A 12,788-nucleotide genomic window follows, 5' to 3' on the forward strand; every position below is an offset into this window, starting at 1 on the left:
ACACTGCCCTTCATGAGCCAACTCACCGCTGCGCTGTTCGCCCTGCTGGCCGCCTACCTGGCGGGCTGGTACCTCGATGCCTGGCACGGCAACTTCGCCCTGCTGCTGTTCGTGCTGACCGCGGTCACCTTCGTCTACTGGCTGGCCGAGCGGCTGCGCTTCAAGCCGGCGCGTGAAGCCGCGGTGCAGCAACTCGAGAGCCAGGACAGCGCCCGCCGGGCCGAGCTGGCCCGGCTGGGCATCGACAAGGTCGACGGCAACCTCGACGAGGCCCGCGCCAAGCTGCTGGCCCAGCCCTGGTGGCTGGACTGGACCGCCGGGCTGTTCCCGGTGATCCTGGTGGTCTTCGTGCTGCGCTCGTTCCTCTTCGAGCCCTTCAAGATCCCCTCGGGCTCGATGATTCCCACGCTGGTGGTGGGCGACCTGATCCTGGTGAACAAGTTCCACTACGGCGTGCGCCTGCCGGTGATCAACAAGAAGATCATCGCCAACCACGAGCCGCAGCGCGGCGACGTGATGGTGTTCCGCTACCCGGTGGACACGCGCATCGACTTCATCAAGCGCGTGGTGGGCGTTCCGGGCGACGAGGTCTCCTACCTGAACGCCGAGCTGCGGATCAACGGCCAGCCGGTGCCCAGCGCCGCGCAGCCCGACGCCTACGACGACGAATCGATGCGCTACATGGCGCGCTTCAGCGAAAAGCTGGGCGACGTCGAGCACCGCATCCAGCGCTTCAAGCAGGTGCTGCCCTTCAACCCGATGCAGGTGCGCGACTTCCCAGGCAAGGACCAGTGCCGCTACAGTCCCGAGGGCTTCGTCTGCAAGGTGCCGCCGGGCCACTACTTCATGATGGGCGACAACCGGGACAACTCCGAGGATTCGCGCTACTGGGGCTTCGTGCCCGACGAGAACATCGTCGGCCGTGCCTTCTTCGTCTGGATGAACTTCTCCAGCCTGGGGCGCATCGGCGCCTTCCGCTGAGCTCACTGCAGGAGCACGACACGATGCGACATTCCCGCCGTTGCGGACAACTTGGCATGGGCCTGTTCGGGATGCTGTTCCTGGCAATCCTGATCGCCTTCATCGGCCTGGTGGCGGTGCGCGTGCTGCCGACGATCAACGAATACCTGACGATCGAAAAGGCGGTCAAGAAGGTGCTCGACGAGAACCCGGGCTCGGTGCCGGCGATCCGCACCGCCTTTGATCGCCAGAAGGACATCGAGTACTCGATCTCCTCGATCTCGGGCTCTGACCTCGAGGTCAGCCAGCAGGGCGACAAGACCAACGTCAGCTACGCCTATGAGCGCGAGGTGCCGGTGATCGAGCCGGTCTTCCTGCTGATCAAGTACAAGGGCAGCCACACGAAGTGAGCGGCCCCACCCGCCCGCGCGAACCCGGCATGGACACGCCCCTCGAGCTGCTGCAGCAACGGCTGGACTACCGGTTCCGGGACCCGGCGCTGCTGCAGCGTGCACTGACCCACCGCAGCTTCGGCAGTGGCCACAACGAGCGCCTGGAGTTCCTGGGCGACGCGGTGCTGAACCTCACCGTCTCGCACCTGCTGTTCGAGCGCTTCGGTGAATCGGCCGAGGGCGACCTCACCCGCGTGCGTGCCCACCTGGTGCGCGAGGACAGCCTGCACCGCGCCGCGCTGCAGCTGGGCCTGCCACAGGTGCTGCGCCTGTCCGAGGGCGAGGCTCGCGGCGGCGGCGCCCAGCGACCGTCGATCCTGGCCGACGCCGCCGAAGCGGTGATCGGTGCGGTCTACCTGGATGGCGGCTTCGACGCCGCCCGCGCCCTGGTGGCCGCGCTGTTCGGCGAGCTGATCCTGGGCACCAGCGTCGACGCCTGGCGCAAGGACGCCAAGACCGAACTGCAGGAATGGCTGCAGGCCCGCCGCCACCCCGTGCCCGAATACCACATCACCGCCACCCGCGGCCAGGCCCATGCCCAGATCTTCGAGGTCGAGTGCCGGGTGCCGGCGCTGGGCCGGCATGCGGTGGGCGAGGGCCGCTCGCGCCGCGCTGCCGAGCAGGAAGCGGCGCGCCAGATGCTCGAGCTGCTGCTCGCCCAAGGCTGAAGCCCATGTCCGACCACCCCGATCCCGCGCAGCGCTGCGGTCTGATCGCCATCATCGGCCGGCCCAATGTGGGCAAGTCCACGCTGATGAATGCGCTGGTCGGCCAGAAGATCAGCATCACCTCCAAGAAGGCGCAGACAACCCGCCACCGCATCACCGGTGTGCGCACCGTGGGCGCGGCGCAGTTCGTCTTCGTCGACACGCCCGGCTTCCAGATGAAGCACGCCACGGCGCTGAACCGCACCCTCAACCGCACGGTGCAGTCGACGCTGGCCGATGTGGACGTGGTGCTGTTCCTGGTCGAGGCCGGCCGCTTCGGCATGGACGACGCCAAGGTGCTGTCGCTGGTGCCCGAGGGCAAGCCCTGCGTGCTGCTGGCCAACAAGCTCGACGAGGTCAAGCGCCGTGCCGACCTGCTGCCCTGGCTCAAGAGCATGCAGGAGCGCCATGCGTTTGCCGAGTTCGTGCCGATGTCGGCGCAGAAGAAGGCCGATGTCGACCGCCTCTTCGGCATCCTCGAGCCCTACCTGCCCGAGCAGGACTGGTACTACGACGAGGACATGCTGACCGACCGCAGCGAGAAGTTCCTCGCCAGCGAGATCATCCGCGAGAAGCTCTTCCGCCTGACCGGCGACGAGCTGCCCTACACCTCCACCGTGGTCATCGACCAGTGGCTGGAGGAAGAGGGCGGAGCCAAGCGCCGCATCGGCGCCAGCATCATCGTCGAGCGCGACGCCCACAAGGGCATGATCATTGGCGCCGGAGGGGAACGCCTAAAGCGCATCGGCTCGGAGGCGCGCCAGGAGATGGAGCACCTGATGGAGGCGCATGTCTTCCTGGAGCTGTGGGTCAAGGTGCGCTCTGGCTGGGCCGACAGCGAGGAACACCTGCGCTCCTACGGCTACGAATGAAGCCGCGCTCGGCGCCCACGCCGGCCTTCGTGCTGCACCGCTACGACTGGAGCGAAACCAGCCTGATCCTGGACCTGTTCACGCGCGAGCGTGGACGCGTCACGGTGGCCGCCAAGGGCGCCAAGCGACCGTATTCGCAGCTGCGGCCGGTGCTGCTGCCCTTCCAGCGCCTGATGGCGCTGCTGAGCCAGCCCAAGGGCGACGAGCCGGTGGACATCTTCACGCTGCGCAGCGCCGAGTGGGCCGGTGGCGCGCCGATGCTGCAGGGCGCGGCCCTGTTCAGCGGCTTCTACCTCAATGAGCTGCTGATCAAGCTGCTGCCGCGGGGCGACGCCCACCCGGTGCTCTTCGACGCCTATGCCCACACCTTGCCCGCGCTGTCGCTGGCCGACCCCACGCTGACCCCGGCCGCGCTGCGCGCCTTCGAGGTGGTGCTGCTGCGCGAGCTGGGCCTGCTGCCGCAGCTCGACCGCACCGGCACCCGCGACCAGCGGCTCGACGAGGCAGCGCTGTACATGCTGCGGCCCGAGCTGGGCGTGCTGCCCTACGCCCATGGCGACGCGCCGATCCGCGGCGCCACGCTGCTGGCGATGCAGCAGGCGCTGGACCAGGGCGACTTGCCCGCGCTGCAGGCCGCGGCGGCCGAGGCCTTGCCGGCCCTCAAGCTGACCCTGCGCCAGTGGCTGCACTACCATCTGGGCTCGGCCCGGCTGCGCACCCGCGAGGTGATGCTGGCCTCCCAACAACTCGTGGAGCGGCCCGACGCACCGGCCGACGCCCCCGAAGACTCCGTGCCATGAACCCTCTTGTCGCCCCGGATGCCGGCACCGCGCTGTCGGTCAACCTGAACAAGGTCGCGCTGCTGCGCAACACCCGCCACCTGGGCATTCCCAGTGTGTTGCGCGCGGCCGAGCAGGTCCTGCAGGCCGGTGCCGACGGCATCACTGTCCACCCGCGGCCCGACGAGCGTCACATCCGCGGCAGCGACGTGCACGAGCTGGCTGCGCTGCTGCGCCGCGACTGGCCGCACATCGAGTACAACATCGAGGGCAACCCGCTGCACAACCTGATGGATTTCATCCGCAGCGTGCGCCCGCACCAGGCCACTTTCGTGCCCGACAGCGTCGGCCAGTTCACCTCCGACCACGGCTGGAACCTGCCGGCCGATGCCGACACCCTGCGCCCGCTGATCGACGAGTGCCATGCGCTGGGGGTGCGCGTCAGCCTGTTCATGGACCCGCTGCCCGAGGCCATGGCCCATGCCCGCGCGGTGGGTGCCGACCGGGTGGAGCTCTACACCGAGAGCTACGCCAGCGCCTGCGGCACGCCGCAGGAGGCCGCCGTGCGCGCGCAGTTCGCGGCCGCCGCGCAGGCGGCTCTGGCCGCCGGCCTGGGGGTCAACGCCGGCCACGACCTCAACCGCGACAACCTGGGCGCCTTCCTGCGCGACGTGCCTGGCGTGCAGGAGGTCTCGATCGGCCATGCGCTGATCGCCGACGCGCTGGAGCTGGGCTATGGCGCCACCATCCGCGACTACCAGCGGGTGATCCGCGAGGCCCACGCACCAGGGGCCCACGGGCGCTGAGGGGGCCATGGCGGTCTACGGCATCGGCACCGACATCTGCGACCTGCGCCGCATCGCCCGCGTGCTGGAACGCAAGGGCGACCGCTTCGCCCAGAAGACGCTGGGCCCCACCGAGTGGCTGGTGTTCCAGCACCGCCGCGCGCGCGAGGCCTCGCGCGGGCTGGCCTACCTGGGCAGCCGCTTCTCGGCCAAGGAGTCCTTCTCCAAGGCGATCGGCCTGGGCATGCGCATGCCGATGACCTGGCGCGCCTGCGAGATCCTCAATCACCCCAGCGGCCAGCCCTTCGTTCGCCTGCACGGCGAGCTGGCCCACTGGTTCGCCGAGCGCCAGCTGCAGGCGCATGTCACCCTCAGCGACGAGAGCGACTACACGGTCAGCTTCGTCGTCGTCGACACCCTTGCCGTCACGCCATGAGCCTCCACGCCCCTGTCATCCTCGACATCGCCGGCCCCGAGCTGAGCGCCGCCGATCGCCGTCGCCTGGCCCACCCGATGACCGGCGGCATGATCCTGTTCGGCCGCCACTGGACGAACCGCGCCCAGCTGACGCGGCTGGTGGCCGAGTGCAAGGCCATCCGGCCCGACCTGCTGGTGTGCGTAGACCATGAAGGTGGCCGCGTGCAGCGCTTTCGCACCGACGGCTTCACCCACCTGCCGCCGATGCGCCACTTTGGCCAATGGTGGATGCGCGACCCGATGGCCGCCACCGATGCGGCCACCGCCGCCGGCTATGTGCTGGCCAGCGAGCTGCGCGCCTGCGGTGTGGATTTCAGCTTCACGCCGGTGCTGGACCTGGACCATGGCGAGAGCAGCGTGATCGGCGACCGCGCCTTCCACCGCGACGCGCGGGTGGTCACGATGCTGGCCAAGAGCCTGGCGCTGGGCCTGGCCCAGGCCGGCATGGCGCACTGCGGCAAGCACTTTCCCGGCCACGGTTTCGTGGCCGCCGACAGCCATCTGGCAGTGCCGGTGGACAAGCGCTCGCGCAAGGCCATCCTCACGGACGACGCCCAGCCCTACGCCTGGATGAGCAGCTCGCTCACCGCGGTGATGCCGGCGCATGTGGTCTATCCCCGGGTGGACAAGCGGCCCGCCGGTTTCTCCAGCGTCTGGCTGCAGGACATCCTGCGCGGCCAGCTGGGTTTCACCGGCGCCGTCTTCAGTGACGACCTCAGCATGGAGGGCGCTCGCTTCATCGAGGGCCGGGCGGTCAGCGCCACCGACGCCGCGCTGGCGGCGCTGGAGGCCGGTTGCGACCTGGTGCTGCTGTGCAACCAGTCGGCGGTGGACGGCGGTCGGCCGCTGGACGAACTGCTCGACGGCCTGGGCGAAGCCCTGGCGCGCGGCCGCTGGGCCGCCAACCCGCACAGCGAGCGCCGACGCGTGGCCCTGCTGCCGCAGACCGATCCGCTGCCCTGGGACGAGCTGATGCACCACGCGCCCTACCTGCGCGCGCTGGAGCGCCTGGGCAGCTGAGGCGCTGCTCGGCACGGCCCGCAAGCACAAGGGCCACCCGAGGGTGGCCCTTGTTCATGGCGGCGCTGCCGGCCGTCAGGCGGTGGTCTGCGCCTCGCGGTCGAAGGGCAGGGACACCTGCGACAGGTCCTTGCGGGTCTCGACCAGGATCAGCGGGCCCTCGTCGACCACCACCAGCGGCGGCCGCTCGCGCGGCACGTGCACCGGGCGCGGCTCGGCGGCGATGGCCGCCTGCACCGCGGCGACCTTGTCGGCGTCGGAGTTCACCCAGGCCAGGCCGGCGGCCTCGGCCACGCGCTGCAGCTCGTCCATCGCCAGCACATAGGGCTCGACACGGGCGGGCTGGACCACGCTGGGCGCGGCCGGCGGGGTGGCGTCGGCCAGCGGGGCCGGGGTCGGCAGCTCGCGGCTGTCGGCCGACACCGGCTCGGCGCTGGGGGCGTCGGCGGACTCGGTGGCGTCAGCGTCACGGCGTTCGCCACCGCGGCTGCCACGGCGACGGCGGCTGCCGTCACGGCTGTCGCCCGCTTCGGCACTGCGGTCGGCCGGGGTCTCGGTGGCGACGGTCTCGGCGGCGTCAGCGGCCGTCTCGGCCGGAGCATCACCGGCGTCGGTCTCCGACGTGGCCTCGTTGCCCTCGTCGCGGGCGTCGTCACGGCTGCCGTCCTCGCGGCCACGGCCACCACGGCGGCGGCGGCGGCGGCGACCTTCACCGCTGTCGCCGGCGCCGGCGTCGGCCGGCGCATCGCCGATGGCGGCCGTCGCCTCCGTGCCCACCAGCGCCTGGGCCTCGGTGGCCTCGGTCGGGGCGGTCACCTCACGCGGCGGACGCGGTGTGCGGCGCGGGCTGCCGGTCTCGGCCAGCGGCTGGGTGCTTTCGAACTCCTCGGTGCGGGCCGGGGCCGGCGTGCGGCGGCCGCTGTCGCGGCTGCCTTCACGGCCGCCATCGCGGCCAGCGTCGCGTTGGCCATCACGTGGGCCGTCCCGTTGGCCATCCCGTTGAGCATCCCGCGGACCACGGTCACCGCGCGGTGCGTTGTCCTTGCCACCGCTGCTGCTGCGCTGGCTGTCACGGCCACCGCGCGGCGCGTCCTTGCCGCCACGGCCGCTGTCGCGCGAGCCACGGCTGCCACGGCTGCTGCTGCCGCGCTCACCCGAGCGTTCGCCGCTGCGGGCCGTCGCATCGGCAGCCGGTGCCGGCGCGGGTGCTGCCGGGGCAGCCGCGGGCGCGGGGGCATCGCCACCAAAGAGCTTCTTGAGCCAGCCGAAGAAGCCACCGCTGGCCGGCGCGGGCGCGGGGGCCGGCGCCGGGGCGGCCACCGGCGGGGCCACGGCGGCCACCGGTTCGGGGGTGGGGGCGGGCGGCGGCGCGATCGGGGCCGGCTGGTCGGGCAGCACGCCCTTGATCACCGGCTCCTGCTTGGCCTTGGCCTTCTCGCGGCGGGAGATCGCGACCTCCTCGTCCGGCTCCTCGATCATCGTGTAGCTGGCCTGCAGGTTCTCCAGGCGCGGGTCGTCGTGGCGCAGGCGCTCGAGCTTGTAGTTCGGCGTCTCGAGGTGCTTGTTGGGCACCAGCAGCACGGTGGTGCGCTGCTTCAGCTCGATCTTGGTGATCTCGGTGCGCTTCTCGTTGAGCAGGAAGGACGTGACCTCCACCGGCACCTGCACGTGCACGGCGGCGGTGTTCTCCTTCATCGCCTCTTCCTGGATGATGCGCAGGATCTGCAGCGCGGACGACTCGGTGTCGCGGATGTGGCCGGTGCCGTTGCAGCGCGGGCAGGTGATGTGGCTGCCTTCGCTCAAGGCCGGGCGCAGGCGCTGGCGGCTGAGTTCGAGCAGGCCGAACTTGGAAATCGAGCTGAACTGCACGCGGGCGCGGTCCTGGCGCAGCGCGTCGCGCAGGCGCTGTTCCACGTCACGACGGTTCTTGCTCTCCTCCATGTCGATGAAGTCGACGACGATCAGGCCGCCCAGGTCGCGCAGGCGGCACTGGCGGGCGATTTCATCGGCCGCTTCCAGGTTGGTGCGGGTGGCGGTTTCCTCGATGTCGCCGCCCCGGGTGGCGCGCGCAGAGTTGACGTCCACGGCCACCAGGGCCTCGGTGTGGTCGATGACGATGGCGCCGCCCGAGGGCAGGTTCACCGTGCGGCTGAAGGCCGTCTCGATCTGGTGCTCGATCTGGAAGCGGCTGAACAGCGGGGCGTCGTCGCGGTAGCGCTTCACGCGATGCGCCGACTCCGGCATCACGTGGTTCATGAACTGCTGGGCCTGATCGTAGATGTCGTCGGTGTCGATCAGGATCTCGCCGATGTCGGCCGAGAAGTAGTCGCGGATCGCGCGGATGACCAGCGAGCTCTCCTGGTAGATCAGGAAGGCGCCCTTGCCCGCCTTGGAGGCGCCGTCGATGGCGTCCCAGAGCTTGAGCATGTAGTTCAGGTCCCACTGCAGCTCGGCGGCCGAGCGGCCGATGCCGGCGGTGCGGGCGATCAGGCTCATGCCCTTGGGGTAGTCGAGCTGGTCGAGGTTCTCCTTCAGCTCCTCGCGCTGCTCGCCCTCGATGCGGCGGCTGACGCCACCGCCGCGCGGGTTGTTGGGCATCAGCACCAGGTAGCGGCCGGCCAGGCTGACGAAGGTGGTCAGCGCCGCGCCCTTGTTGCCGCGCTCTTCCTTCTCGACCTGGACCAGCAGTTCCTGGCCATTGGAGATGACGTCCTGGATGCGCGCGTCGCGGACGCTGGCGCCTTCCTTGAAGTACTGCTTGGAGATTTCCTTGAACGGCAGGAAGCCGTGGCGGTCTTCGCCGTAGTCGACAAAGCAGGCTTCCAGGCTGGGCTCGACGCGGGTGACGACGGCCTTGTAGATGTTGCCCTTGCGCTGCTCGCGCCCTTCGATCTCGGTTTCAAAGTCGAGCAGCTTCTGGCCGTCGACGATCGCCAGGCGCCGCTCTTCCGGCTGCGTGGCGTTGATCAGCATGCGTTTCATGTGCACTCCTTCCCGCGCCACCGGCCCGATTCAACGGGCATCAGCGGCGCGCACTGCGCGCGAGGCCGCACCGGGTGCCGCTGGCGGCGCCCGGTCAAGCCTCCATCGATGCACGAGGAACGCCGACGCGCCGTGGGAAGGAATCGCCCTGGACCGTGGTGGGTGCCGTGCCGCCGGGTAGGCGGCCGGCCGTCACGGCGTTGGCGCGTGCAAGTGTGTCTGACGCCGCCGCCGGTGCAGCCGCGCCGATCCGGCCACCGCGCCGCCGGGCCGCGCCGGCAATGTGCCGGGGCCGTGGATCAGCGTTGCGAGGGAGGTGTCTGGCGACATGCGTTGGGGGGCGCCGGAGCGCGCTTGCCGGGTCCGTGATCCCTGAGGCGTGAACGCCGCAGGGGCCGCGTGCCCGTGAAAACCTTGTTGGACTTCCCTGCCGTCTTCAGGAGGGCAGGGCGGCACGTCCGATGTTTCTCTGCCGCCTGATTGGCACCGGCCGAGGGTCGCTTCGGGACGCTCATTCCGGCACGCGCTCAGGCGTTGCATCACCTGTTGGGCACACCCCAAGGATGTGCCCCACCACGATAAGCCCGCTCATGCCCGGGTAAACTCTGATAAATCAAGCACTTACGGCTCAATCGTGGTTCCGACCATTATAAAGGGGAAAACCCCGGCTGCGGCCACGTCCGATCCGGCCCCGGCGGTGCGCCTGGTGACCGTCGATGACGGCTCCGACGGCCAGCGCCTGGACAACTTCCTGCTGCGCGAACTCAAGGGTGTGCCCAAGACGCACGTCTACCGCATCATCCGCGCCGGCGAGGTGCGGGTGAACAAGGGCCGCGCCGCCGCCGACACCCGGCTGCAGTTGGGCGACGTGGTGCGCGTGCCCCCGGTGCGCCTGCCGGCGCGCAGCGCCGAGCCGGACGCTGCCCCGCCGCGCGAATTCCCGCTGCTGTTCGAGGACGACGCGCTGCTGGTGGTCGACAAGCCCGCCGGCACCGCGGTGCATGGCGGCAGCGGCGTCAGCTTCGGGGTCATCGAGCAGTTGCGCCGCGCGCGGCCGCAGGCGAAGTTCCTGGAACTGGTGCACCGGCTGGACCGCGAGACCTCGGGCGCGCTGCTGCTGGCCAAGAAGCGCAGTGCGCTGACCGCGCTGCAGGACCAGTTCCGCCAGCGCGAGACCGGCAAGACCTACGCCGCGCTGGTGGTGGGCGCCTGGCCGGCCAGCAAGAAGGTCATCGACGTCGCGCTGCACAAGTTCCTGACCCCCGAGGGCGAGCGCCGCGTGCGCCCGGTGCCGGCCGACCACCCCGAGGCGATGCGCTCGATCTCGCTGGTCAAGGTGGTGCGCGCCTTCCGCGGCTTCACGCTGCTGGACGTGACGATCAAGACCGGCCGCACGCACCAGATCCGGGTGCACCTGGCCAGCCAGGGCCACCCGATCGTCGGCGACGACAAGTACGGCGACTTTGCGCTGAACAAGGCGCTGGCCGCCGGCCGCCAGGTGCCGGGCCTGAAGTTCGAGCGCATGTTCCTGCACGCCCGCCGCCTGTCCTTCGACCACCCGGCCAGCGGCCAGCGCATCACCCTGGAGGCACCGCTGCCACCTGAATGCGCGACACTGCTGGACGCACTGCCCCCGCCCGCCGAATGACCGACAGACCCCGCCAATTTGACCTGATCGCCTTCGACTGGGACGGCACGCTGTTCGATTCCACCGCGCTGATCGTGCGGGCGATCCAGCAGGCCTGCCGCGACATCGGCGTGGCCGTGCCCGACGACGAGCGCGCCTCCTACGTGATCGGCCTGGGCCTGCGCGATGCGCTGATGCACGCCGTGCCCGGCCTGCCCGAGGCCCGCTACCCTGAACTGGGCCAGCGCTACCGCCACCACTACTTCGCGGCCCAGCACCAGATTAGCCTGTTCGCCGGCACGCTGGAGATGCTGCATGCGCTGCGCCAGCGCCACCACTGGCTGGCGGTGGCCACCGGCAAGACCCGCCAGGGCCTGAACGAGGCGCTGGCTCACACCGAACTGAAGGGCCTGTTCGACGCCAGCCGCACCGCCGACGAGACCCACTCCAAGCCCCACCCGCGCATGCTCGAAGAGCTGATGGCCGAGTTCGGCGTGGCGCCCGAGCGCACGCTGATGATCGGCGACACCACCCACGATCTGCAGATGGCGGCCAATGCCGGCACGGCCTCGGTGGGCGTGAGCTTCGGCGCCCACGACCACGCCGCCTTCGAGCCCCTGGGCCCGCGTTTCGTCGCGCACAGCACGCGCGAACTGCACGATTGGCTGCTGGCCCACGCATGAACAGCCCGGAGCGCATCGCCCTGTGCCCGGCCGACGCGCTGGTCGAGCGCGGCCGCGGCCATGTCTTCGACGTGCGCCTGTGGGGCCAGCCGGCGCGCGCCTTCGCGCTGCGCTTCGATGGCCGCATCGTGGCCTACGTCAACCGCTGTGCCCATGTGCCGGCGGAGCTGGACTGGCAACCGGGCGAGTTCCTGGACCTGGAGCGGCGCTGGATCGTCTGCTCCATCCATGGCGCGGTCTATGAACCGTCCAGCGGCCACTGCGTGGCCGGGCCCTGTGTCGGCAAACGCCTGATTCCGCTGCGCGTCGACGAGGTCGAGGCGCAGGTGTATTGGTATCCTTCCCGCGACGTCGAGCCCGTGACGCTTGACGTGCCCACGCCCTCCACCGCGCCCCCGCCATGAACCCCTCCGACGATCTCAACCCCTTCTCGTCCGCCCCGCCGCCGCCCCCTGCGCCGAGCGAGCCTGCGCCCGCCAGCGGGCCGACGAGCGTGCCGGTGCAGCCGCTGGCGCTGGAGCCGCTGCTGCGCGAATTCAAGGACGACCTGCTGCGCGAGCGCCGCTCGGCCCGCCGCTGGAACGTGGGGCTGCGCCTGGGCTGGCTGGCGCTGATCGTGTTCCTGGTGTGGAGCGTCTTCAGCGCCCAGCCGGGCGCCAAGAGCCACCCCAACGCCGGACCGCACACCGCGCTGGTGGAGGTGCGTGGCGAGATCGCGGTGGGCGCCGAGGCCAATGCCGAAAACCTGGTCGGCGCGATCAAGTCGGCGATGGAGGACAGCGGCTCCGAGGCGGTGGTGCTGCGCATCAACTCGCCCGGCGGCAGCCCGGTGCAGGCCGGCATCGTCAACGACGAGATCCGTCGCCTCAAGGCCCTGCACAAGAAGAAGGTCTACGCGGTGGTCGAGGAGATGTGCGCCTCGGGCGCCTACTACATCGCCGCGGCGGCCGACGAGATCTACGTCGACAAGGCCAGCCTGGTGGGCTCGATCGGCGTGCTGATGGACGGCTTCGGCTTCACCGGCCTGATGGACAAGCTGGGCGTCGAGCGCCGGCTGCTGACCGCTGGCGAGAACAAGGGCATGCTCGACCCGTTCTCGCCCCAGAACGACAAGCAGACCGCCTACGCCAAGGCCATGATCGGCCAGATCCACGAGCAGTTCATCCAGGTGGTGCGCGAAGGCCGCGGCGACCGGCTGAAGGAAACGCCCGAGACCTTCTCGGGCCTGTTCTGGAACGGCGAGGAGGCGGTCAAGCTGGGCCTGGCCGACGCCTACGGCAACCTCGACTTCGTGGCCCGCGAGGTGGTCAAGGCCGAACACGTGATCGACTACACCCCGCAGGAGAACGTGGCCGAGCGCCTGGCCAAGCAGTTCGGCGCCTCGATCGGCCAGGGCGCCGTGAAGGCGCTGCGCCAGCTGGCGCCGATCCGCTGACGCCGGCGG

Annotated in this window: 13 protein-coding genes; 12 read left to right on the top strand and 1 reads right to left on the bottom strand. The window is 70.4% G+C overall.

The window, feature by feature from the left end; translation table 11 throughout:
- Positions 1 to 12: 12 nt before the first annotated feature.
- From lepB to nagZ, 8 genes are read left to right on the top strand one after another with little or no spacing between them, the layout of a single operon-like run.
- The gene (gene lepB, locus KAK03_RS04155) at positions 13 to 981 is read left to right on the top strand and encodes a signal peptidase I (RefSeq protein ID WP_210851922.1); all 969 of its coding nucleotides are present in this window, start codon (positions 13 to 15) and stop codon (positions 979 to 981) included.
- Positions 982 to 1,004: 23 nt separating this feature from the next.
- Positions 1,005 to 1,370, top strand: a complete 366-nt coding sequence (locus tag KAK03_RS04160; protein WP_210851923.1) for a DUF4845 domain-containing protein — start codon at positions 1,005 to 1,007, stop codon at positions 1,368 to 1,370.
- A gap of 29 nt (positions 1,371 to 1,399) precedes the next feature.
- Entirely contained in the window at positions 1,400 to 2,080 is a 681-nt protein-coding gene (rnc, locus tag KAK03_RS04165) for a ribonuclease III (RefSeq protein WP_210851924.1), read from the top strand.
- A 5-nt stretch (positions 2,081 to 2,085) separates the two neighbouring features.
- Positions 2,086 to 2,991 (top strand): GTPase Era, encoded by a 906-nt coding sequence (era, locus tag KAK03_RS04170; protein WP_210851925.1) that lies wholly within the window; start codon positions 2,086 to 2,088, stop codon positions 2,989 to 2,991.
- Positions 2,988 to 3,791 carry a DNA repair protein RecO gene (recO, locus tag KAK03_RS04175; RefSeq protein WP_210851926.1) on the top strand — a complete coding sequence of 268 codons (804 nt, stop codon included), beginning with the start codon at positions 2,988 to 2,990 and terminating at the stop codon, positions 3,789 to 3,791. Before era ends, recO begins: the two co-directional genes overlap by 4 nt.
- The gene (locus tag KAK03_RS04180; RefSeq protein WP_210851927.1) at positions 3,788 to 4,576 is read left to right on the top strand and encodes a pyridoxine 5'-phosphate synthase; all 789 of its coding nucleotides are present in this window, start codon (positions 3,788 to 3,790) and stop codon (positions 4,574 to 4,576) included. Before recO ends, KAK03_RS04180 begins: the two co-directional genes overlap by 4 nt.
- Positions 4,577 to 4,583: 7 nt before the next feature.
- Positions 4,584 to 4,991 carry a holo-ACP synthase gene (acpS, locus tag KAK03_RS04185; protein ID WP_210851928.1) on the top strand — a complete coding sequence of 136 codons (408 nt, stop codon included), beginning with the start codon at positions 4,584 to 4,586 and terminating at the stop codon, positions 4,989 to 4,991.
- Positions 4,988 to 6,052 carry a beta-N-acetylhexosaminidase gene (gene nagZ / locus KAK03_RS04190; protein ID WP_210851929.1) on the top strand — a complete coding sequence of 355 codons (1,065 nt, stop codon included), beginning with the start codon at positions 4,988 to 4,990 and terminating at the stop codon, positions 6,050 to 6,052. Before acpS ends, nagZ begins: the two co-directional genes overlap by 4 nt.
- Positions 6,053 to 6,127: 75 nt before the next feature.
- On the opposite strand, the gene KAK03_RS04195 is transcribed toward nagZ, so the two are convergent.
- Positions 6,128 to 9,034: an Rne/Rng family ribonuclease gene (locus tag KAK03_RS04195; protein WP_210851930.1), complete on the bottom strand. Its 2,907-nt coding sequence runs from the start codon at positions 9,032 to 9,034 to the stop codon at positions 6,128 to 6,130.
- 697 nt (positions 9,035 to 9,731) lie between these two features.
- Here KAK03_RS04195 and KAK03_RS04200 point away from each other — a divergent pair.
- Genes KAK03_RS04200 through KAK03_RS04215 form a run of 4 tightly spaced genes read left to right on the top strand, consistent with a single transcriptional unit; the run spans position 9,732 to position 12,779 of the window.
- On the top strand, positions 9,732 to 10,682 hold the full coding sequence (locus KAK03_RS04200) for an RluA family pseudouridine synthase (RefSeq protein ID WP_210851931.1): 951 nt from the start codon (positions 9,732 to 9,734) through the stop codon (positions 10,680 to 10,682).
- Complete coding sequence (locus tag KAK03_RS04205; RefSeq protein ID WP_210851932.1) at positions 10,679 to 11,344, top strand: HAD family hydrolase; 666 nt, start codon at positions 10,679 to 10,681, stop codon at positions 11,342 to 11,344. The genes KAK03_RS04200 and KAK03_RS04205 overlap by 4 nt, the downstream gene beginning before the upstream one ends.
- Complete coding sequence (locus tag KAK03_RS04210) at positions 11,341 to 11,748, top strand: Rieske (2Fe-2S) protein (RefSeq protein WP_210851933.1); 408 nt, start codon at positions 11,341 to 11,343, stop codon at positions 11,746 to 11,748. The genes KAK03_RS04205 and KAK03_RS04210 overlap by 4 nt, the downstream gene beginning before the upstream one ends.
- Complete coding sequence (locus tag KAK03_RS04215; protein WP_210851934.1) at positions 11,745 to 12,779, top strand: S49 family peptidase; 1,035 nt, start codon at positions 11,745 to 11,747, stop codon at positions 12,777 to 12,779. The genes KAK03_RS04210 and KAK03_RS04215 overlap by 4 nt, the downstream gene beginning before the upstream one ends.
- Positions 12,780 to 12,788 lie beyond the last annotated feature (9 nt).

The organism is Ideonella alba, assembly GCF_018069845.1.
GTDB classification, from domain to species: Bacteria; Pseudomonadota; Gammaproteobacteria; order Burkholderiales; family Burkholderiaceae_C; genus Ideonella; species Ideonella alba.

Excerpts from the sequence above, each read along its gene's own strand:
- recO (WP_210851926.1), top strand. The coding sequence starts at position 2,988 with ATGAAGCCGCGCTCGGCGCCCACGCCGGCCTTCGTGCTGCACCGCTAC.
- KAK03_RS04215 (WP_210851934.1), top strand. The coding sequence starts at position 11,745 with ATGAACCCCTCCGACGATCTCAACCCCTTCTCGTCCGCCCCGCCGCCG.
- KAK03_RS04210 (WP_210851933.1), top strand. The coding sequence starts at position 11,341 with ATGAACAGCCCGGAGCGCATCGCCCTGTGCCCGGCCGACGCGCTGGTC.
- KAK03_RS04160 (WP_210851923.1), top strand. The coding sequence starts at position 1,005 with ATGCGACATTCCCGCCGTTGCGGACAACTTGGCATGGGCCTGTTCGGG.
- KAK03_RS04205 (WP_210851932.1), top strand. The coding sequence starts at position 10,679 with ATGACCGACAGACCCCGCCAATTTGACCTGATCGCCTTCGACTGGGAC.
- KAK03_RS04195 (WP_210851930.1), bottom strand. The coding sequence starts at position 9,034 with ATGAAACGCATGCTGATCAACGCCACGCAGCCGGAAGAGCGGCGCCTG.
- nagZ (WP_210851929.1), top strand. The coding sequence starts at position 4,988 with ATGAGCCTCCACGCCCCTGTCATCCTCGACATCGCCGGCCCCGAGCTG.
- era (WP_210851925.1), top strand. The coding sequence starts at position 2,086 with ATGTCCGACCACCCCGATCCCGCGCAGCGCTGCGGTCTGATCGCCATC.
- acpS (WP_210851928.1), top strand. The coding sequence starts at position 4,584 with ATGGCGGTCTACGGCATCGGCACCGACATCTGCGACCTGCGCCGCATC.
- rnc (WP_210851924.1), top strand. The coding sequence starts at position 1,400 with ATGGACACGCCCCTCGAGCTGCTGCAGCAACGGCTGGACTACCGGTTC.
- KAK03_RS04180 (WP_210851927.1), top strand. The coding sequence starts at position 3,788 with ATGAACCCTCTTGTCGCCCCGGATGCCGGCACCGCGCTGTCGGTCAAC.
- lepB (WP_210851922.1), top strand. The coding sequence starts at position 13 with ATGAGCCAACTCACCGCTGCGCTGTTCGCCCTGCTGGCCGCCTACCTG.